The 17,314-nt window shown below is 46.9% G+C and carries 22 protein-coding genes; 21 read left to right on the top strand and 1 reads right to left on the bottom strand.

Going from position 1 to position 17,314, the window contains the following annotated elements:
* Window positions 1–61: 61 nt before the first annotated feature.
* From ACO9K6_RS02985 to ACO9K6_RS02945, 9 genes are all read left to right on the top strand, one after another.
* Complete coding sequence (locus tag ACO9K6_RS02985) at window positions 62–1,237, top strand: hypothetical protein (protein ID WP_424766051.1); 1,176 nt, start codon at window positions 62–64, stop codon at window positions 1,235–1,237.
* A gap of 122 nt (window positions 1,238–1,359) precedes the next feature.
* On the top strand, window positions 1,360–1,842 hold the full coding sequence (locus ACO9K6_RS02980) for a gamma carbonic anhydrase family protein (protein WP_424766237.1): 483 nt from the start codon (window positions 1,360–1,362) through the stop codon (window positions 1,840–1,842).
* A 22-nt stretch (window positions 1,843–1,864) separates the two neighbouring features.
* A complete protein-coding gene (locus ACO9K6_RS02975; RefSeq protein ID WP_424766050.1) occupies window positions 1,865–2,047 on the top strand; it encodes an IDEAL domain-containing protein in 183 nt (60 codons plus the stop codon).
* A 177-nt stretch (window positions 2,048–2,224) separates the two neighbouring features.
* On the top strand, window positions 2,225–2,647 hold the full coding sequence (locus tag ACO9K6_RS02970; protein WP_424766049.1) for a DUF2487 family protein: 423 nt from the start codon (window positions 2,225–2,227) through the stop codon (window positions 2,645–2,647).
* 240 nt (window positions 2,648–2,887) lie between these two features.
* Window positions 2,888–3,421, top strand: a complete 534-nt coding sequence (locus tag ACO9K6_RS02965) for a ubiquinol-cytochrome c reductase iron-sulfur subunit (RefSeq protein ID WP_424766048.1) — start codon at window positions 2,888–2,890, stop codon at window positions 3,419–3,421.
* A gap of 16 nt (window positions 3,422–3,437) precedes the next feature.
* Window positions 3,438–4,109, top strand: a complete 672-nt coding sequence (gene qcrB, locus ACO9K6_RS02960) for a menaquinol-cytochrome c reductase cytochrome b subunit (protein WP_424766047.1) — start codon at window positions 3,438–3,440, stop codon at window positions 4,107–4,109.
* Window positions 4,110–4,127: 18 nt separating this feature from the next.
* On the top strand, window positions 4,128–4,997 hold the full coding sequence (locus ACO9K6_RS02955) for a c-type cytochrome (RefSeq protein ID WP_424766046.1): 870 nt from the start codon (window positions 4,128–4,130) through the stop codon (window positions 4,995–4,997).
* Between the two features lie 81 nt (window positions 4,998–5,078).
* Complete coding sequence (locus ACO9K6_RS02950) at window positions 5,079–5,708, top strand: DUF1405 domain-containing protein (RefSeq protein WP_424766045.1); 630 nt, start codon at window positions 5,079–5,081, stop codon at window positions 5,706–5,708.
* A gap of 42 nt (window positions 5,709–5,750) precedes the next feature.
* Window positions 5,751–6,620 carry a sporulation protein YpjB gene (locus ACO9K6_RS02945; protein ID WP_424766044.1) on the top strand — a complete coding sequence of 290 codons (870 nt, stop codon included), beginning with the start codon at window positions 5,751–5,753 and terminating at the stop codon, window positions 6,618–6,620.
* 7 nt (window positions 6,621–6,627) lie between these two features.
* Here the strand turns inward: ACO9K6_RS02945 and ACO9K6_RS02940 are convergent, their stop codons facing one another.
* On the bottom strand, window positions 6,628–7,491 hold the full coding sequence (locus ACO9K6_RS02940) for a YitT family protein (RefSeq protein WP_424766043.1): 864 nt from the start codon (window positions 7,489–7,491) through the stop codon (window positions 6,628–6,630).
* A gap of 143 nt (window positions 7,492–7,634) precedes the next feature.
* Between ACO9K6_RS02940 and ACO9K6_RS02935 the strand changes: the two genes are divergently transcribed.
* The 12 genes from ACO9K6_RS02935 to ACO9K6_RS02880 all read left to right on the top strand — a co-directional run bounded on the left by ACO9K6_RS02935 (window position 7,635) and on the right by ACO9K6_RS02880 (window position 17,306).
* A complete protein-coding gene (locus ACO9K6_RS02935) occupies window positions 7,635–7,970 on the top strand; it encodes a nucleotide pyrophosphohydrolase (RefSeq protein WP_424766042.1) in 336 nt (111 codons plus the stop codon).
* Window positions 7,971–8,024: 54 nt separating this feature from the next.
* The gene (locus ACO9K6_RS02930; protein ID WP_424766041.1) at window positions 8,025–8,561 is read left to right on the top strand and encodes a tetratricopeptide repeat protein; all 537 of its coding nucleotides are present in this window, start codon (window positions 8,025–8,027) and stop codon (window positions 8,559–8,561) included.
* A 5-nt stretch (window positions 8,562–8,566) separates the two neighbouring features.
* The gene (gene dapB / locus ACO9K6_RS02925) at window positions 8,567–9,373 is read left to right on the top strand and encodes a 4-hydroxy-tetrahydrodipicolinate reductase (RefSeq protein WP_424766040.1); all 807 of its coding nucleotides are present in this window, start codon (window positions 8,567–8,569) and stop codon (window positions 9,371–9,373) included.
* A 30-nt stretch (window positions 9,374–9,403) separates the two neighbouring features.
* Window positions 9,404–9,826, top strand: coding sequence for a methylglyoxal synthase (locus ACO9K6_RS02920; protein ID WP_424766039.1), 423 nt, complete (start codon window positions 9,404–9,406; stop codon window positions 9,824–9,826).
* Window positions 9,823–10,521, top strand: coding sequence for a bacillithiol biosynthesis deacetylase BshB1 (gene bshB1 / locus ACO9K6_RS02915; RefSeq protein WP_424766038.1), 699 nt, complete (start codon window positions 9,823–9,825; stop codon window positions 10,519–10,521). Before ACO9K6_RS02920 ends, bshB1 begins: the two co-directional genes overlap by 4 nt.
* 64 nt (window positions 10,522–10,585) lie before the next feature.
* Window positions 10,586–11,749 (top strand): N-acetyl-alpha-D-glucosaminyl L-malate synthase BshA, encoded by a 1,164-nt coding sequence (gene bshA, locus ACO9K6_RS02910; RefSeq protein ID WP_424766037.1) that lies wholly within the window; start codon window positions 10,586–10,588, stop codon window positions 11,747–11,749.
* 33 nt (window positions 11,750–11,782) lie between these two features.
* Window positions 11,783–13,084: a CCA tRNA nucleotidyltransferase gene (locus tag ACO9K6_RS02905; protein WP_424766036.1), complete on the top strand. Its 1,302-nt coding sequence runs from the start codon at window positions 11,783–11,785 to the stop codon at window positions 13,082–13,084.
* Complete coding sequence (locus tag ACO9K6_RS02900) at window positions 13,074–14,048, top strand: biotin--[acetyl-CoA-carboxylase] ligase (protein ID WP_424766236.1); 975 nt, start codon at window positions 13,074–13,076, stop codon at window positions 14,046–14,048. The genes ACO9K6_RS02905 and ACO9K6_RS02900 overlap by 11 nt, the downstream gene beginning before the upstream one ends.
* Before the next feature lie 254 nt (window positions 14,049–14,302).
* A complete protein-coding gene (gene panB / locus ACO9K6_RS02895; RefSeq protein WP_424766035.1) occupies window positions 14,303–15,214 on the top strand; it encodes a 3-methyl-2-oxobutanoate hydroxymethyltransferase in 912 nt (303 codons plus the stop codon).
* Complete coding sequence (gene panC / locus ACO9K6_RS02890) at window positions 15,211–16,086, top strand: pantoate--beta-alanine ligase (RefSeq protein ID WP_424766034.1); 876 nt, start codon at window positions 15,211–15,213, stop codon at window positions 16,084–16,086. The genes panB and panC overlap by 4 nt, the downstream gene beginning before the upstream one ends.
* Window positions 16,087–16,092: 6 nt before the next feature.
* Window positions 16,093–16,476, top strand: coding sequence for an aspartate 1-decarboxylase (gene panD, locus ACO9K6_RS02885; protein WP_424766235.1), 384 nt, complete (start codon window positions 16,093–16,095; stop codon window positions 16,474–16,476).
* A 122-nt stretch (window positions 16,477–16,598) separates the two neighbouring features.
* Window positions 16,599–17,306 (top strand): hypothetical protein, encoded by a 708-nt coding sequence (locus ACO9K6_RS02880; RefSeq protein WP_424766033.1) that lies wholly within the window; start codon window positions 16,599–16,601, stop codon window positions 17,304–17,306.
* Window positions 17,307–17,314: the final 8 nt, after the last annotated feature.

Raw genomic sequence — 17,314 nt, 5'->3', positions numbered from 1 at the left:
GACACCATAGAGATGAAGCATTAACGTTCTATCCAAAGGCTGCCTCAGAAAGGAGAGAGCTATGAATTTATCGGACATGCTTGGCTATGCGGATATACAGCAGCTTAGCCGAATTGCAGACGTTTACCGCTGCGAGTGCAACGGGAACTCGAAGAACGAGTTGATTCAATCTATTCTCTCTACCGTTAGTCGGAATGATGTTTTTGAAGAGCAAATAAGCAGCATGAAGCTGGAGGATCTGCGATTTCTAAACTCATTGCTGTTCGAGGCTCGTAATTCCTTCAGCTTGGAGGATCTGATCGCCAGGGTACAGCATAGTCGATTTGGTGAAGCGGCTGAAAAAAAAGAGGAAGCGCCGCTCAATAAATCAAAAAGAAGCAAAAAGAAAGTGGAGGCTTCCGATAAACCTTTAACTCCGAGAGAAATGATTTCCAAATTCAAGCATCAGGGCTGGTTGTTTAACGGTTTTAGCGGACCGAACAGATACTTGTTTCAAGTGCCGAATGACTTGAAGTCCCGCTTTCGAGATACGCTTAAAAAGAAATTTGCAGCCGAGCTCGTCTATACGGATGAACCGCCTGCTTACCGGGATGAGCAGCTATTGCTGCATGACGATATCAAGCAGGTGCTTCATTTTGTTTATCAGAATGAAATACAGCTAACGGCTGACGGCTCGATGTACAAAAGATCTCTTATTCAATTGCTTGAACGACTAGGCGTGAGGGAAGAACCGCCGATCAAAGTGGCATGGCGTTTCGGATACGGCAAACACTTTAATCATTATCCAAATCGGTTTTCGTTTGTTTATGATTTCTGCGTTCACAGTAAATACCTTTCCGAGAGTCAAACGGTTTTGAAGGTAACTGCGGCTGGAGAGGAGCGGCTGGCTGAATGCCATGCTGGCGAGCTGGAGAAGCTTTATCGGTACTGGCTCAAACTTTACAAAGGGCCGATTACGAATCTGCTGTCACTCGTTCATTGGATCGATGCTTTGGCGGAGAAATGGGTGACGCTTGATTCGTTAAGAAGAGTGCTCACCCCCTTCATCAAGCCCTACTACTATGATGACGCGAACGCGATTTTGGAGCAGAGAATTTTGACGATGATGGTTCATTTAGGTCTGCTTCGCCTTGGCGAGCATCCCAGCTACGGCGCTGTTGTAAGGATGACGAAAGCGGGCAGGGCGATCGTTGCGGGCGTGAGCCTTGAGGAGGCTGGGGAAGCCGCGCTGCATTAGCCTCTGCCTTCAAGCTTGGTTCGTGGCTAAATATGAGATAAAGTATAGGGATAGCGCTATACGATCTTATATTTCGAGAGTCAGGGAGCGAATGTACTGTGCAATTACCTTTTAAGGGCATCATGCCCGTTGTTCACGAGGATGTCTACATAGCAGAAGGCGCAAAATTGGTTGGTGACGTGTCCATTGCATCAAAGAGCACGGTTTGGTTTAACGCTGTTTTGCGCGGAGACCTTGCACCGATTGTCATCGGGCATAGCAGCAATATTCAAGATGGGGTTATAGGTCATGTGAATACGAGTCAGCCGCTGCTTGTCGAGGAAGAGGTTTCTATTGGTCATGGAGCGATCATCCATGGCTGCAGGATAGGCAAGGGCACATTAATTGGAATGGGGGCAATTGTACTTAACGGCGCAGACATTGGTGAATATGCTTTAATAGGAGCCGGTTCAATTGTTACAGAGAATAAAAAAATACCACCCTATACTCTATCTATCGGTTCACCTGCCAAAGTCGTAAGAGAATTAACAGATGACGATTTACAGCGAATGAAAAGAACGATGGAGAGCTACGTGACGAAAGGTATAGAATATAGGATCTCTTAACGCCGGTTTGGAGGTGTATCCTATGGATAAAATGAAAGTAACGTATGAAGCAATGCTAGGACTGGCTGCGGAGCTTGTGTTAGATGATGCAGTGCTTAAGTTTCAGACCAAGCAAATTCATGCCGCAATTGATGAGGCGCTGGCCGCAGGCGACGAGGATACTTTTTACCGGCTTGCGAAGCAATTAAATGAGTTGCAGAGATAGCGTTAACAGCTTTCCTATAAAATAGTCTGACTTTAAAAAAAGCTTGCTTGCAAGAGTGGATGGCAGCATCCGACACCGCAGCAAAGCTTTTTTTCATATGCAATTGGCAAGCGAGAGGATTGGGGGTAACATAAAGAGAGCTAATTTGTCATTAAAGTAAGGAGTGGAATCAGTAAAATGAAATTCAGTGAAATTGAACGTGAGCAGTGGGAGGAGCTTCAGCCGTATTTGGATACCTGCCTGCTTCCAATAACCGGGATGTCAGGCATGGAGAAGCCCTACGAAGCAACGGAATGGCTGGAGCGCTTGCGTGATATGATGGACCTCATCGAAATTCCCTTCAAAGGAAGAGTTGTAACGTATCCGGCATGGCATTATGTATCCGACAACAGTGAGCTCATAGGCATGCTGAATAAATGGTGCGCTTCTATGAAAACGGTTGGCTTTCGATATATCATTGTCGTCACAGCGAATAATGATATTCGGATAGATGATCCAGCTGTCGATTTATTATTGATGCCGAATAAGGATGGCGGACTTCCGTCTCAGGCTGATATCTCTAGCGAAATTCGTAATTTATGGAGTGGACATGCTACATAATCAAACCGTTTTGTCGTATAATATAATCAAATTGTGGGGAAAACAAATGCCAGTGAAGGTCAAATGTGACAAAATGATAACAAATTATTGAACGGCAATTTGATAAGTATGCAAATATCCAGCCATATTCTTGACGCTCCCAAGCACCTAGGCTATTATAAGTTATGTCCTAGTTCGTCATGTGTTTTTGCCATGTGGCAAGACGCGAGATATGGTTGGCAAAGGGGGTTAGAACAGAAGATGAGTAACCATGAACAACACGAGACCGCGCATCGACCGGTTCAGCGCAAAGAAATGTCCCGGCGTCAATTTTTGTCATATACGCTTGGCGGCACGACTGCCTTTATGGCGGCCGGCGCGGTACTGCCAATGGTCCGTTTTGCAGTGGACCCGCTCTTGGTGAAGAAGGGCGAAGGCACTTACGTAAAAGTTGTAGAAGAGAGCAAGATTACGAATGAACCGCAAGAATTTAAATTTACAATTCATCAGAAAGATGGTTGGTACGAAAGCAATCCACAGCTCGCTGCATGGATTTCCAAGGATGCGAACGGCACGATATTCGCTCTTTCACCTGTTTGTAAGCATTTAGGCTGTACAATCGGCTGGAATGTGAAGGGGCAAAACGAATATGATTGCCCTTGTCACGACGCGCGTTACACGAAAGACGGGAAGAACATTACCGTTGCCCCAACACCTTTGGATGAATATGAAGTGAAGCTTCAGGATGGATTCGTGTATCTGGGCGCGGTTATGCCAAACACGAGAATGAGCTAAGGAGGGCGTATATCAGATGTTTAAAAGTGTGTACAACTGGATTGACGAACGTCTTGACATTACGCCGCTTTGGAGAGATGTGGCTGACCACGAGGTGCCCGAGCACGTTAACCCGGCACATCATTTCTCTGCGTTTGTATATTGTTTTGGCGGCTTAACTTTCTTCATCACAGTCATCCAAATTTTGTCCGGTATGTTCTTGACGATGTATTACGTGCCAGACATTATTAATGCTTATGCAAGTGTTGACTACTTGCAGCATGAGGTTGCTTTCGGACAAATCGTTCGAGGCATGCACCACTTTGGGGCAAGCCTTGTAATCGTCATGATGTTCCTACATACCCTGCGTGTATTCTTTACCGGTTCCTACAAGGCCCCACGCGAAATGAACTGGGTAGTCGGAATGCTGATTTTCTTCATTATGCTTGGCCTTGGTTTCACGGGTTACCTATTGCCATGGGATAACAAAGCTTACTACGCGACTAAAGTTGGTGTCGAAATTGCAGCATCCGTACCAGTATTGGGACCGTATATCGCTGACTTCCTGTACGGCGGCGATATCGTAGGCGCACAAACGCTGACTCGCTTCTTCGCGATCCATGTATTTTTCTTGCCTGGCGCTTTGATTGCGATGCTGGCTGCGCACTTTATCATGATTCGGAAGCAAGGTATTTCAGGACCACTTTAAGCGAAGGAGGGCTTACTTATGGCGCATGGTCATAATTCGAACGAGAAGGTTGTCTTTGTCGGCGACTCGCGTGTGAAGAAGAGCAACCATCCAAACATTCCGCCCGACTATACGTCGTTCCCAGGCAAATCGGAAGCTTTTATACCGAACTTTCTGCTTAAGGAATGGATGGTCGGCTGTGTCGTATTGGTTGGTTTCCTCGTCTGGGTTATTGCAGAGCCAGCTCCGCTAGGCTATCCTGCTGATCCAACGAATGCTGCTTTCATACCGATGCCAGACTGGTATTTCTTGTTTCTGTATCAATTTTTGAAATATCCATATGTATCGCAGGATTATATTCTGCTTGGAACACTAGGCATTCCTGGCGTCATGTTCGGCGCGCTGATGCTGGCACCATTCCTGGATACAGGGAAAGAACGCCGCTTCTACCGTCGTCCAATCGCTTCTTCATTAATGGCTCTTTCGCTAGTTGCTTGCGTATATTTAACTGTTGTATCTTGGGATCACTACCAGCACATGCTGGAGGTGAATGGTCAAGTGCCTGAGCATCATGAGCGTGAAGAGAAAGCGCGTGAAGCGGCCATGGCTGGACAAGAACGGCCAAATCCTATGGAGAAGCCGCCGGAGGCTGCTTTGGTGGATGCGAATGATCCAGCAATGGACATCGCGAAGCAAGCACAATGTGTTGGCTGCCATGCAGCTGATCTTAAGGGACAAGGCAGTATTCCTGGGCTGGTAGGCGTAGGTGATCGTTTGACTAAGGAAGAAATCGCCGATGTCATTACCAATGGTCGAGGCGGAATGCCGGCACAAGGCGATAATGTAACGCCAGAAGAGATTGAACAGCTAGCGACTTGGCTATCCAAGCAGAAGGCTGCTGCTGAATAAATTAGTGTCGTACCAAAAACCTGATCGTATTCATACGGTCAGGTTTTTTTGAATCCTACTCCAAAGGAGCTGTGATTGCAGATGCTTACTTTTTTTTGGAGCCGAGAATTTTTACTTAATCGTTCTTTTCTTTGGCTCCTTTTCCTCGTTAATCTGGCGGGGACGATATATGGATACATATGGTACGAATATCAATTGATCGATACGTATATTAATCATCCGCTTTGGCGTATCGTTTTTGTACCCGATTCTCCTACAGCGAGCTTGTTTTTTACATTAGCGCTGTTATATTTACTATTTCCCCCACGCCAATCGAATCGAATTGCTGTGATCGGGCGCAGCGTGCTGGAGGCATTGGCTGTGGTTTGTTCAGTGAAATACGGAATATGGGCAGTAGCCATGATTGCAGCTGGTGCCTGGCAGGGCGATGAATTGAATTGGAAGCATTACATGCTGATTGCCTCTCATTTGGGCATGGCATTTGAAGCGCTGTTGTACTTCCGATTTATGAAGGCGGGTCCCATTGCATTGGCTGTCGCTGCCTGCTGGCTGCTGTTGAACGATACGGTTGATTACACATTCGGCGTATTCCCTACGCTCGCAAGAGAGCTGTATAATGATCTGCCCGCTGTGCGTGGATTCACGTATGGATTATCCTTGTTCAGCCTTGCGGCAGCTTTATGGGTATGGCGATTTAGAAAAAAAGTATAATGCTGGACATCCCCTCATAGAGTAATCTATGGGGGGATGTCCGTGAGGATACGTTTTATGTTTCCAATGGTTATATGTATCGTCATGACGATCGGATCGGTAGGAACAGTCTGGGCTAGTCATTTATCACATGGGTCATCTATGCTCGTACTCGCATCCGATCCATACAAGAAATTAATTCGATTGGATGAAATTGCAAGCTCATTATATATCGCAGCTTATACGAACAACCGCCAGTCGGGCTACAACCAAGTTCAACAGCTGCAGGGGATGCTGGATGCGGGGTTGAGCTTTTTACCAGGTTATCATGAAGGCTGGGCGTTACTTGAAGGTGATGCGCAGTTCATTCGCGAAACGCTGCTAAGCGGGACAACGCGAACAGGCTGGCTGTTAGAGGCTGCCCGAATTAGACTAGCTACGGATGCGCTCATCCGTCAGGAGCATGCGCTCTGGCTGCAATATGAGCGACTTATGCAGGATGATATGTTGCGAGTTCAAAGGGCGTGGAAGCGCCCGACAGGAGATGGAGCGGTAGCCGCCAGAGCTGCAATGAATAGTCTTCAGGAGCATCATGAACGGATTGCGCCTACGTTAGCATTATTGTATGGAAGTCATTATAGTGAAGAAATGAAGGAACGTATTCGGTATACGAATCAGTTATTAGAAGCAACAACAGTCAGTGCAGCGAATGAAGCGATGGTCAATCATTCTCTAAAAGCTTTGAATGAGTCTATTACACGTTTATTTGATCAGAATGGCCGTAGGGAGGCGCTTCCTGCCATAGCTCCATTTGCCGCTGCTAATCCGGTAAAGTGGACGTTGTTTCTGGGGGCTGTCATATCAGCCGTGCTCGCTTATTCCGGATGGCGAAAATATAAGGCTGATCCATTTGGGGTCAAGCCTCTCGCATGATATGACCTTATTCCTCTTTAAAACCTTCTCCAAGCACATCGTGAACTTCATTGATCACGATAAATGCCCGGGGGTCGATTTTGCGGACTATCGTTTTCAAACGGCGAATTTCTTGCCTGTGAACGACGCAATAAACGACCTCTTTTTGCTGTCCGGAAAATGCCCCTTTTGCCGGTATGAGCGTAACGCCGCGATCAAGCTCCTTTGTAATCGACTGCGACATGAGTTCTCCTTGATCAGTTATAATGGAGAAAGCCTTAGCGGCATAGGCGCCGTCCTGTATGAAATCAATTAGTTTGGATGCAATAAAAACGGTGACAAGCGTGTATAGCACCTTTTCGATCGGAATGTAAAATAATGAAATCCCGATGATGACCGCATCCAACGTTAAAATAATTTGTCCCATGCTGATGCCTCTGGAGCGGGCGACAATTCGAGCTATAATATCTACTCCGCCAGTCGTCCCGCCGAAGCGGAAAACAATGCCAAGCCCCGTTCCTAGTGTTACGCCGGCATATAGAGCGACAAGCATGTAATCATGCGAGCTTTGGAAAGGAACAAGCAGGTCCCGGTCAATAAGTCCTTCCAAGAGGGCAAGGAAGCCCGATAGAGAAATAACGCCAAGTAATGTATAAATCATCTGGCTGCGGCCAAGCGCCTTCCAGCCTAAGAAGAATAGGGGAATGTTAAGTACAAGCGTCGTCAAGGAAAGCGGTAAGCCTGCTGCATAATTGAGGAGCACTGCGATTCCCGTTACTCCTCCCTCCATCAGTTGATTGGGAATGACAAAGTAGTGCAATCCAAACGCATAAATTGCGGTTCCAATAAGAATAGGGATAATAATACGGATTTGTTTTAGCATGATTGACATTGAACAGCACTCCTTGCTGCAAATTATGTTTCGTATTCATTTGTAGTATGGCACAATAATGGGATTCGAAAAACATTGATTTTAAATGGGCGTTTACGTTAACATATAAAATGTATAGCTATCGACAGAAAGGAACATTAGTGATGTCGGAAAAATCATTATCAGATATTCAGCGGGAAGTGGATGACTACATATCTCAATTTAAAGAAGGCTACTTCAGTCCGCTAGCGTTGATGGCTAGAATGTCAGAGGAGGTCGGCGAGCTTGCAAGGGAAGTAAATCACTTCTACGGCGAGAAGCCGAAAAAAGCCGATGAAGAAGAAAACTCCGTCGAAATGGAGCTTGGCGATATTTTATTTATTCTTTCCTGCTTCGCTAACTCGCTTCAAATCGATCTGACGGAAGCGCATAATAAAGTGATGCATAAATTTACGACCCGCGATGCGAATCGCTGGACGAAGAAATCAACCGAACTGTAAACAAGCTCCTTACATATGCTGTACCATCAACCTGTGTACAAGGAGGATGGGCAGATGGATGGGGAGAGCTGCATCAAGAAAGCTTACGAGTTCATCTTTAACAGTGACTTTGAGCAAGCCATATATTGGTTCGAGCAGGCGATCGCTGCCGAGCCTGAAAATGCATCATTTTATCATAAATGTGCGGTGTCCTGCGCGCGGAGCGGAAAGTGGACGAAAGCGAAGCAATACGCCGAGTCAGCAGTAAGTCTCGAACCAGAGTACCCTGAATATGTATACCATTTGCAGACAGTTGAAGCGAATCTTCTATTAGCAGAAGCCGATCTTCTGCTTGCTGAAGAGTCTCCAGAGCTTATCAAGGCTGTTGACCTTTTAAAGCAAGCGGCAGTGCTTGATCCGCTCTGCTTTGAAGCCTATTATCGGATCGGAGTTGTGTATGCGGCTCTTGATCAGTTAGATGAGGCGGTTATCCATGCAAAGGAAGCGGTTCGGCTTAATCCCACTCATTCGGCGGCGCGTCGTCTATTCTCGGAAGTGAACCGGAAGCTGCGTCTCCGCACATATGCAAGAAAAAGAAAAAGGAACAGGTGATTAGTATGTCAAATCAAAAAATAAGAGTAGCAGTCGCAGGCGCAAGCGGAAGAATGGGCCGCGAGGTTGTGAAAATGGTGCTGGAGGATGAGACGCTCCAACTCGTCGCGGCGGCTGCTCCTTCAGCAGGCCCTGTTGATGCCGGCGTCTTCGCAGGGAACGTAAGCTCAGGTGTTATTGTAAGCGCGACGCTGGAGGAAGCATTAGACGGATCAAACGCGGACGTGCTTGTGGATTTTACAGTGCCGCAGGTCGCATACACAAATACGAAAACAGCCATAGCCTATGGTGTGCGGCCTATTATCGGAACAACTGGATTTACGCCTGAACAAATCGAGGAGCTGGACGAGCTTTGCCAGGAGAAGGGAATCGGCGGTCTAATTGCCCCTAATTTCTCTATTGGCGCGATTTTGATGATGAAATTTGCTGCAGAAGCTTCTAAGTACTTACCGCATGTAGAAATAATTGAGTATCATGGTGATCAGAAGCTTGATGCCCCTTCAGGGACGTCGATCAAGACGGCAGAGCTTATAGCTCAAGTCCGTCAAGAGCTGCGCCAGGGCAACCCAAAGGAAGAAGAAGTCATTGAAGGCGCTCGCGGAGGCTATTATAATGGATTCCGCATACATAGCGTAAGGCTCCCAGGTGTTTTTGCCCAGCAGGAGGTCATATTCGGCGGACATGGACAAACGCTTAAAATTCGTCATGATTCCTACGATCGAGCAGGCTATATGCCCGGTGTTAACGTTGCAGTCAAGAAGGTTATGACATACAGCGGCTTGATTTATGGTTTTGAACATATAATGGATTAATTCATTTTGGCAGCGGAAGAGGGGAAAGGCATGTTAAATATTGCATTTATCGCACATGATCGCAAAAAAGAGGAAATCGTAAATTTTGTTATCGCTTATGAAAAAGTATTTGTTCCGCATAAGCTTTTTTCGACAGGTACGACTGGAACTCGCATAATGGAGCAAACAAAGCTTAGTATCAACCGCTTTATGTCCGGACCGCTTGGCGGCGATCAACAGATCGGCGCGATGGTGGCAACGAATGAAATGGATTTGATTATTTTCCTTCGTGATCCATTGATGGCGCAGCCTCATGAGCCTGACATTATCGCATTGCTTCGCCTTTGCGATGTGCAGGGGATTCCGGTTGCGACGAATGTGGCAACGGCTGAATTGCTAGTTAAGGCGCTTGAGCGCGGGGACTTTGCGTGGCGTGAGCTCGTTCATAAATATAAGCCTGGTATTGAAGGATGACGGAATCACTAGATATTCTCGTATTTGGCGCTCATGCTGATGATGCGGAAATCGGTATGGGCGGTACGATCGCTAAGCATGTACAGGCTGGTTACAAGGTAGGCGTGTGCGATTTAACACAAGCGGAGATGTCTTCGAATGGTACAGTAGATTTGCGGATGCAGGAGGCTGCAACCGCATCGGCTGTTCTTGGGTTACACAAGAGAACCAATCTAGGGCTTCCTGATCGCGGTCTTGAACCATCCAAGGAGCATATTGAGCGTATTGTTGCAGAAATAAGATCCTTCAGGCCGCGTGTGGTGTTCGCACCCTACTGGGTGGATCGTCATCCGGATCATAACGCTTGCAGCCGACTTGTTGAGGAAGCAGTATTTAATGCAAAGCTTCGCCGTTATATGCCGGAGCTTCCATCCTTGCAAGTCGAACGGCTTATTTATTATTATATAAATGATGTCGACCAAGTATCGCTGGTCGTTGATATCAGCGATTATTATGAAACGAAGCGCAATGCGCTTCTGGCTTACCGGTCTCAATTCGAAGCTGCAGCTGCTGGCGCTGATCGTGTAGCCACACCGCTGACGAGTCGTTATATCGAACGTGTGGAAGCACGTGATTCGCTGCTCGGACAAGCTCGCGGTTGGGCTTATGCCGAGGGCTTTGCTTTGAAGCAGCCGCATGCCGTACAATTATTTTGACAAATCGTACAGCTCCTGTTGAATATAATAGGCTTACGTAACGAACACAGGAGGTGCAACAACGATGGCGAGAAAATTAAAAATCGGAATAACCTGTTATCCTACCCTGGGTGGATCAGGTGTCGTTGCTACCGAGCTTGGAAAGCTGCTCGCGGAACGCGGGCATGAAATTCATTTCATTACTCACAGTATTCCATTCCGGCTCGGTAAATTTAATAAAAACATTTTTTTTCATGAGGTTGAAGTAAATGATTACTATGTGTTTCGTTACCCTCCTTATGATTTAGCATTAGCAAGTAAGATGGCGCAGGTAGCGAAGATGCAGCAGCTTGATCTGCTGCATGTTCATTATGCGGTGCCGCATGCGGTTTGTGCTTATTTGGCTAAGCAAATGACTGGTGACGGACTAAAGACGGTTACGACGCTCCATGGCACCGATATAACGGTGCTTGCTCAGGATGAGTCATTAAAGGATTTGATCCGATTGGCGATCCATCAAAGCGATGCAGTCACAGCCGTGTCAAATGACTTGATTAATGAAACGAGACAACTTCTCGATATTACGACACCTATCGATTTAACTTATAATTTTGTTGACAAGCGTGTATATTATCCGCGTGATGTCGTATCCTTACGTTCGGATTTCGCTGCCCCGAACGAGAAAATTTTAATGCACATATCGAATTTTCGACCGGTCAAAAGAGTTGGGGATGTCGTTGACATCTTCGCTCGGGTATCTGAGAAGGTGCCATCCAAGCTGCTATTAGTGGGAGAAGGGCCGGAGCTATCCAAAATCCAGTGCCGTATACGTCAGCTTGGGCTGGAGGACCGTGTGCATTTTCTGGGAAAACAAGAGGATGTTTCACAAGTCATTTCGATGGCTGACGTGCTGCTGCTTCCCTCGGAGAAGGAAAGCTTCGGTTTAGTAGCGCTCGAAGCGATGGCGTGTGGAGTACCTACGGTAGGTTCTGAAGCTGGAGGCATTCCTGAGCTGATTACACACGGCGAAACCGGCTACTTATCACCCATTGGCGATGTTGAAGCAATGGCCGCAAATACAGAACGTCTTCTTACAGATGAGAGACTGCATGAACAATTCAGGCAGGCCTGTCTGTATAGAGCCAGAAATGAATTTTGCAACGATGTCATTACAACGCAATACGAACAAATTTATTATCGCGTGTTAGGCATAGAAGCCGATCTTCCAGTCGCTGTATGCAGTGAATAGCGATTATGCCGGTTGTGAAGGACGGTGTTCAATATGCGCTTGTCATTGCCAGAGTCAATTATAACCGCATTGCCCATCGTAAAACGGCTTCGAGAGCACCATTTCGAAGCCGTATTCGTTGGCGGCTGTGTTAGAGATACGGTTCTTGGTCTGCCGATCAAAGATGTTGATATTGCAACGTCTGCGAAGCCTGAGCAGGTGATGCAGCTGTTTGAACGTTGTATACCGACGGGATTACAGCATGGAACAATCACGGTGTTGGCTGAGGGTATTAGCTATGAAGTGACAACCTTTAGGCTGGAATCCCAATACGAGGGACATCGAAAGCCAGAGTACGTTGAATATATTAATAGTCTTGATGGCGATCTGCTTCGAAGAGATTTTACGATGAATGCAATGGCTTTGACAGAGGATGGCGAGTTGCTGGATCCTTTTGGCGGCTTGCAGGATGTAAAGCATGGTCTTCTTAGATGTGTCTGTGAAGCGGATGCCCGTTTCCAGGAGGATGCGCTTCGCATGCTCCGTGCCGTTCGATTTATGAGTACATACCAGTTAAGACCCGCTCATCAAACGTGGAAAGCACTTGTTCGACATCGTTCTTTATTGCGATTTATCGCGATGGAGCGTGTACGGGATGAGCTTGATAAGATGCTAAGCGGGTCATGTCCGCAAAGAGCGCTCCATTTTGTTGCGGCAAGCGGACTGCTTCATCATTTGAAGGAGCCTTTTCCTAAATTACTGGTGCATACGATCGACGAAGCTTTGCAATCCAGTGATGCTGTTTTGCTATTCCATGACCTGCAGCACCTGTCTGTGAATGAATTGCGCTGGGCCGCAATTGGTATTGGATTGAGGCTTCCTATAATGGCTGCCGAGCAAGCGCTGAACACGCTCCGATTTTCCAAACAGCGTTCCAGGATCATTTTGACAGTGATTTCCATTCACTATGAAATGTTAAAGGTTACAAGCCTAAACTCACAAGCGGCTGTGCGAAAAGGATGGCTTGAAGTCGTTCTTCGGAATGGTGTTGATTCAGCAAGGGATTGGCTAACAACCGTAAATGTCATGAAAACATCCTCTCCAGCCGCTCTAAATAAGCATGTAACGCATTTGGAACAATGGCTGGATGAACTTCCGATTTCAGCATTAAAACAGCTCAGCGTGAGCGGCAGTGAGCTTGTTAGGCATTTGCAGCGGGAAGCGGGACCATGGATAAGTGAAATGCTGAATAAGCTGCTGCTTCAGGTTGCTATTGGAGCTTTGGATAATGACAAGCCTGAACTGCTTAAGCAGGCAGTAATATGGGATAAAAAGGATAACGATGATGAAAAATGAATCTTTGCTGCAATTGTTTGAAGTCAGTCCTGGTGAATATGTATCCGGAGAGAGCATCAGCCAGAAGCTGGGCGTGAGCCGCACGGCAATTTGGAAGCAGATTCGAAAGCTTGAAGCTGCCGGCTATCAGTTTGAAGCGTCTAGACGACTGGGCTATCGACTGATTAGCATACCGGACAAGCTATCCGTCGCTGAATTAAGCAGCAGGCTGAGCTCTGCTGTATTCGGCAAGACGCTGCAGCTGTTCGATTCTGTTGAATCCACGCAAAATCTTGCCAGGACTGCTGCGGAAGAAGGCGCTGCAGAGGGGACTTTGTTTATCGCGGAGCAGCAGGTAAGCGGTCGTGGACGCATGGGACGAGGCTGGATCTCACCGCGCGGCAAAGGGATCTGGATGAGTATGGTTCTGCGTCCGTCCGTACCTATTCATTTTGCCCCGCAGCTTACGCTCTTGACGGCAGTTGCGCTGTGCAGAAGTTTAAAGCGGATAACGGATTTGCCAATCGGTATTAAATGGCCCAATGACCTTCTGATTAACGGGAAGAAAATCAGCGGTATTTTATTAGAATCGGCAGCCGAGGATGAGCGTCTGCGTTACGTCATCGCGGGTATAGGAATTAGCGTTAATTTGGAGGAAGCTGACTATCCGGAGGAGCTTTTGACAAAAGCGACTTCACTGCTTGTCGCAGCCGGACAGAAATGGGATCGAACGGAGATCATCGCTCATTTTCTTAAGGAATGGGAGCAGCTCTATACACTTTACCAGGAGCAGGGCTTCAGTCCGATTATTACCCTGTGGGAGGCATTATCGGTATCGCTTGGTGTTCAAGTTCGGCTGATTACGCCTCAAGGCGACATCGTTGGCATTCCTATTGGACTTGATGAAAGCGGCGCGATTCGAGTAGAGCTGGCGGACGGTTCTATCAAGACAGTATTTTCGGCTGAAATGGGAGAGCCGCTGTAAGTTGACATCTTTCATTTACGTCTTGCGAAATATTTGATAAAATACAACTATCAGGCGGTATTCTCCGGAAGCTGCACTGATGAACCGCAATAAGATACAAATGGTTGGAAATGCACACTCTGCTCTGAGCCGTAGGGACCGAGACAGAAGGAAGCACTACAAGCAATCGTTTCCTTTTCAGTTTGGGGACCTTTTTAGCAACGGCTAAAAGGTTTTTTTGTGTTTATCCTAACATTGAACGGGGGATGAAGCTGATGAGGAAACGACTGACAATTACGAATATGAAGAAGATGAAGCAGGAACGCAATGCGATTTCCGTATTAACAGCGTATGATTATCCTTCAGCTAAGCTTGCTGAAGAAGCAGGTATCGACGTTATACTTGTCGGAGATTCACTAGGGAACGTCGTGCTCGGCTACGATACGACGATTCCTGTCACAATCGACGATATCGTTTACCATACAAGAGCAGTTGCCAGAGGTGCACAGCATACTTTTATTGTGGCGGATATGCCGTTTATGACCTACGGTGTCGGACGCGAAACGACGCTTCGCAATGCGGCAAAAATTATGCAGGAAGGCGGAGCGCAAGCAGTTAAGCTAGAAGGGGGCACCGATATTGCCTCTGACGTGGCGGCGCTGGTTAAAGCTGGTATCCCCGTTATGGGACATATCGGACTGACACCGCAATCGGTTCATCAACTTGGCGGTTATAAGGTGCAAGGCAAGCTGGATAAGGAAGCGGAGCGGCTAATCAATGACGCAAAGGCGTTAGAGGAAGCAGGAGCCTTTAGTATTGTGCTTGAGCTTGTCACTGAGCCGCTGGCAGCGTTAATAAGCGAGTCATTATCTATCCCTGTTATTGGGATTGGTGCTGGACGAGGCTGCGATGGTCAGGTACTGGTGTACCATGATATATTGCAATACGCCTCGCCATATTTCGAGAAAAAATTCGTCAAAACCTACGCGGATATTGGCACGACCATTCGCGGTGCGATTCAATCGTACGTAGAAGATGTTAAGACGGGCGCATTCCCGCAGGAGCAGCATGTGTTCTCGGGACAGCCTGCGAACATTGGCCCGCTTTACGGCGGTGCCGATCAAAGCAAGCAGCCCAACAAAGATAAGTTAGATGGTCCGAGCAAGAAAGGGGTCTCACAGCCATGATCATATGCCGCACCAAAGATGAGCTAAAGCAGCAGCTTGCTGAATGGCGTAAGAAAGGCCTAAGCATCGGTTTTGTACCTACAATGGGCTTCCTTCATGAAGGTCATGCCAGTCTTATGCGAAAATCTAAATCTGATGGCGATGATGTGACGGTGCTCAGTATTTTTGTTAATCCACTTCAGTTCGGACCAAACGAGGATTTGGACCGTTATCCCCGGGATGAAGAGAGGGATCTGGCTCTCGCGAAGGAATGCGGTATTGATATTGTATTTCTTCCCACGGTTCAGGAAATGTATCCTGAGAAGCCGCTGACAAGCGTCATTGTAAATCAAATCACAAATCGTCTGTGCGGTGCGTCTAGACCAGGACATTTTAACGGTGTAGGTACAGTTGTAAGCAAGCTGTTCAATCTGGTTCGGCCAGACCGGGCTTATTTCGGTATGAAGGATGCGCAGCAGGTAGCAGTCATCCAACAAATGGTCTACGATCTTAATATTCCAGTTGAAGTTATTCCATGTCCGATCGTCAGGGAGCCTGATGGTCTTGCGTTAAGCTCGAGAAATGTGTATTTAAATGCAGAGCAGCGGCAGCAAGCTGTTGTATTGTCACAAACGCTGCAGCATGCATCTGAATGGCTTCAAGAGTCAGAGCTGACGGTGGAGCAATTAACAGAAAGAGTAAAGCAGCAGATCAGTAAAGCAAGCGAGGCTCTAGTGGACTACGTTGAACTATTATATTATCCAACGCTTCAGGCGCCAGTCGCCAATGCGGCCGTTCAAACCTTAAAAAAGCCGTTAATTTTGGCTCTCGCTGTAAAGTTTGGAACGACGCGTTTAATAGATAACCGATTATTCGAAGCGATGGAGGTGTGAATGAGCATGTTTAGAACGATGATGAAATCCAAGCTGCACCGAGCTACCGTAACGGAAGCCAACCTGAATTATGTCGGAAGCATTACTATTGATGAGAATTTGATGGATGCGGCTAATATTTGGGAAAATGAAAAGGTGCAGATTGTAAATAATAATAATGGCGCGCGCTTTGAGACCTATGTCATTACAGGACAGCGCGGCTCAGGCGTCATTTGCCTTAATGGCGCGGCAGCGCGGCTAGTGCATCCTGGCGATCAGGTCATTATTATTTCTTATGCGATGATGACGGATGCGGAGGCACGCGATCATAAACCGGTCATAACGATTCTAGACAATGAGAACCGCCCGGTTCAAGTGCTGAATGAGGAGCTGCACGCAACAATCCTGTAACTGCTTGAATAATAAGCCTAGTCCCTGCTTTATGTAACGGCTGGCATGCTGAATGAAAAGCTGATCGAAAACAAAAAATGAACATTACACTCCTTAATTCTTTGGCGAAGGCGGGATGAGTTATGTTCCAGCATATGTTTGCTTCAATGAATGACATGCTCGATCAGATTATGAATCATTACAGCAGTGCAAACACACAGGAGAAGCAGCAATACGAAAAGCAGTTGAAGGAGCTAAAAAAGGTAAGTGACAGCATGATTGAGCAGTGGATTGTGTTCGAGGAGAAATTCGCTGATTTCAAGGAACAGCTAATGGTTAATCAAGCAGATGCCATATCCGACGCGGAGAAAATCTATGATCAGCCATCTATATTTGTCAGCGGGTCTTCGACAAATCATGCTGCAGACCTGGAAATTCCGGAAGAAGCGGCGCCCATTATTTCTAAAGGCCAAGGCTATTATAAACTATTTATGTTTCCTCAGGCTGCCATCCAGTTTCAAAGCGCCATTAGACAATCGCCGGATTGCAATTTGGCAAGGCTTTTCTTAGCGATGTCTCATATGCATCTTCAAAACTGGAATGAGGCGGAGCGGCACTTTCAGCTGCTCGTTGCATTATCGGAATTTCCTAAATGGCTGGCAATGGGTTATAATGCGCTTGGATGTATACAGGCGGTGTATATGAACCTTGCACAAGCAGAGCAATTATTTAAAAAAGCTCATGACGTATGCCCCAGCTTCAAGGACCCGCTTAATAATTTGCGATCATGCCAAGAAACACCAGAGCAATTATCGTTATATTTCGGAAGCACGGAGCTGTGCTGTTTGTGAGAGGATCG

Source organism: Paenibacillus praedii (assembly GCF_049725345.1).
Lineage (GTDB): Bacteria > Bacillota > Bacilli > Paenibacillales > Paenibacillaceae > Pristimantibacillus.
This window is presented reverse-complemented; position numbering and strand designations above follow the sequence as displayed.

Bases quoted from the DNA above. Each gene is read 5' to 3' on its own strand.
- ACO9K6_RS02985 (WP_424766051.1), top strand. From the start codon at position 62: ATGAATTTATCGGACATGCTTGGCTATGCGGATATACAGCAGCTTAGC.
- ACO9K6_RS02980 (WP_424766237.1), top strand. From the start codon at position 1,360: ATGCCCGTTGTTCACGAGGATGTCTACATAGCAGAAGGCGCAAAATTG.
- ACO9K6_RS02975 (WP_424766050.1), top strand. From the start codon at position 1,865: ATGGATAAAATGAAAGTAACGTATGAAGCAATGCTAGGACTGGCTGCG.
- ACO9K6_RS02970 (WP_424766049.1), top strand. From the start codon at position 2,225: ATGAAATTCAGTGAAATTGAACGTGAGCAGTGGGAGGAGCTTCAGCCG.
- ACO9K6_RS02965 (WP_424766048.1), top strand. From the start codon at position 2,888: ATGAGTAACCATGAACAACACGAGACCGCGCATCGACCGGTTCAGCGC.
- qcrB (WP_424766047.1), top strand. From the start codon at position 3,438: ATGTTTAAAAGTGTGTACAACTGGATTGACGAACGTCTTGACATTACG.
- ACO9K6_RS02955 (WP_424766046.1), top strand. From the start codon at position 4,128: ATGGCGCATGGTCATAATTCGAACGAGAAGGTTGTCTTTGTCGGCGAC.
- ACO9K6_RS02950 (WP_424766045.1), top strand. From the start codon at position 5,079: ATGCTTACTTTTTTTTGGAGCCGAGAATTTTTACTTAATCGTTCTTTT.
- ACO9K6_RS02940 (WP_424766043.1), bottom strand. From the start codon at position 7,491: ATGTCAATCATGCTAAAACAAATCCGTATTATTATCCCTATTCTTATT.
- ACO9K6_RS02935 (WP_424766042.1), top strand. From the start codon at position 7,635: ATGTCGGAAAAATCATTATCAGATATTCAGCGGGAAGTGGATGACTAC.
- ACO9K6_RS02930 (WP_424766041.1), top strand. From the start codon at position 8,025: ATGGATGGGGAGAGCTGCATCAAGAAAGCTTACGAGTTCATCTTTAAC.
- dapB (WP_424766040.1), top strand. From the start codon at position 8,567: ATGTCAAATCAAAAAATAAGAGTAGCAGTCGCAGGCGCAAGCGGAAGA.
- ACO9K6_RS02920 (WP_424766039.1), top strand. From the start codon at position 9,404: ATGTTAAATATTGCATTTATCGCACATGATCGCAAAAAAGAGGAAATC.
- bshB1 (WP_424766038.1), top strand. From the start codon at position 9,823: ATGACGGAATCACTAGATATTCTCGTATTTGGCGCTCATGCTGATGAT.
- bshA (WP_424766037.1), top strand. From the start codon at position 10,586: ATGGCGAGAAAATTAAAAATCGGAATAACCTGTTATCCTACCCTGGGT.
- ACO9K6_RS02905 (WP_424766036.1), top strand. From the start codon at position 11,783: ATGCGCTTGTCATTGCCAGAGTCAATTATAACCGCATTGCCCATCGTA.
- ACO9K6_RS02900 (WP_424766236.1), top strand. From the start codon at position 13,074: ATGAAAAATGAATCTTTGCTGCAATTGTTTGAAGTCAGTCCTGGTGAA.
- panB (WP_424766035.1), top strand. From the start codon at position 14,303: ATGAGGAAACGACTGACAATTACGAATATGAAGAAGATGAAGCAGGAA.
- panC (WP_424766034.1), top strand. From the start codon at position 15,211: ATGATCATATGCCGCACCAAAGATGAGCTAAAGCAGCAGCTTGCTGAA.
- panD (WP_424766235.1), top strand. From the start codon at position 16,093: ATGTTTAGAACGATGATGAAATCCAAGCTGCACCGAGCTACCGTAACG.
- ACO9K6_RS02880 (WP_424766033.1), top strand. From the start codon at position 16,599: ATGTTCCAGCATATGTTTGCTTCAATGAATGACATGCTCGATCAGATT.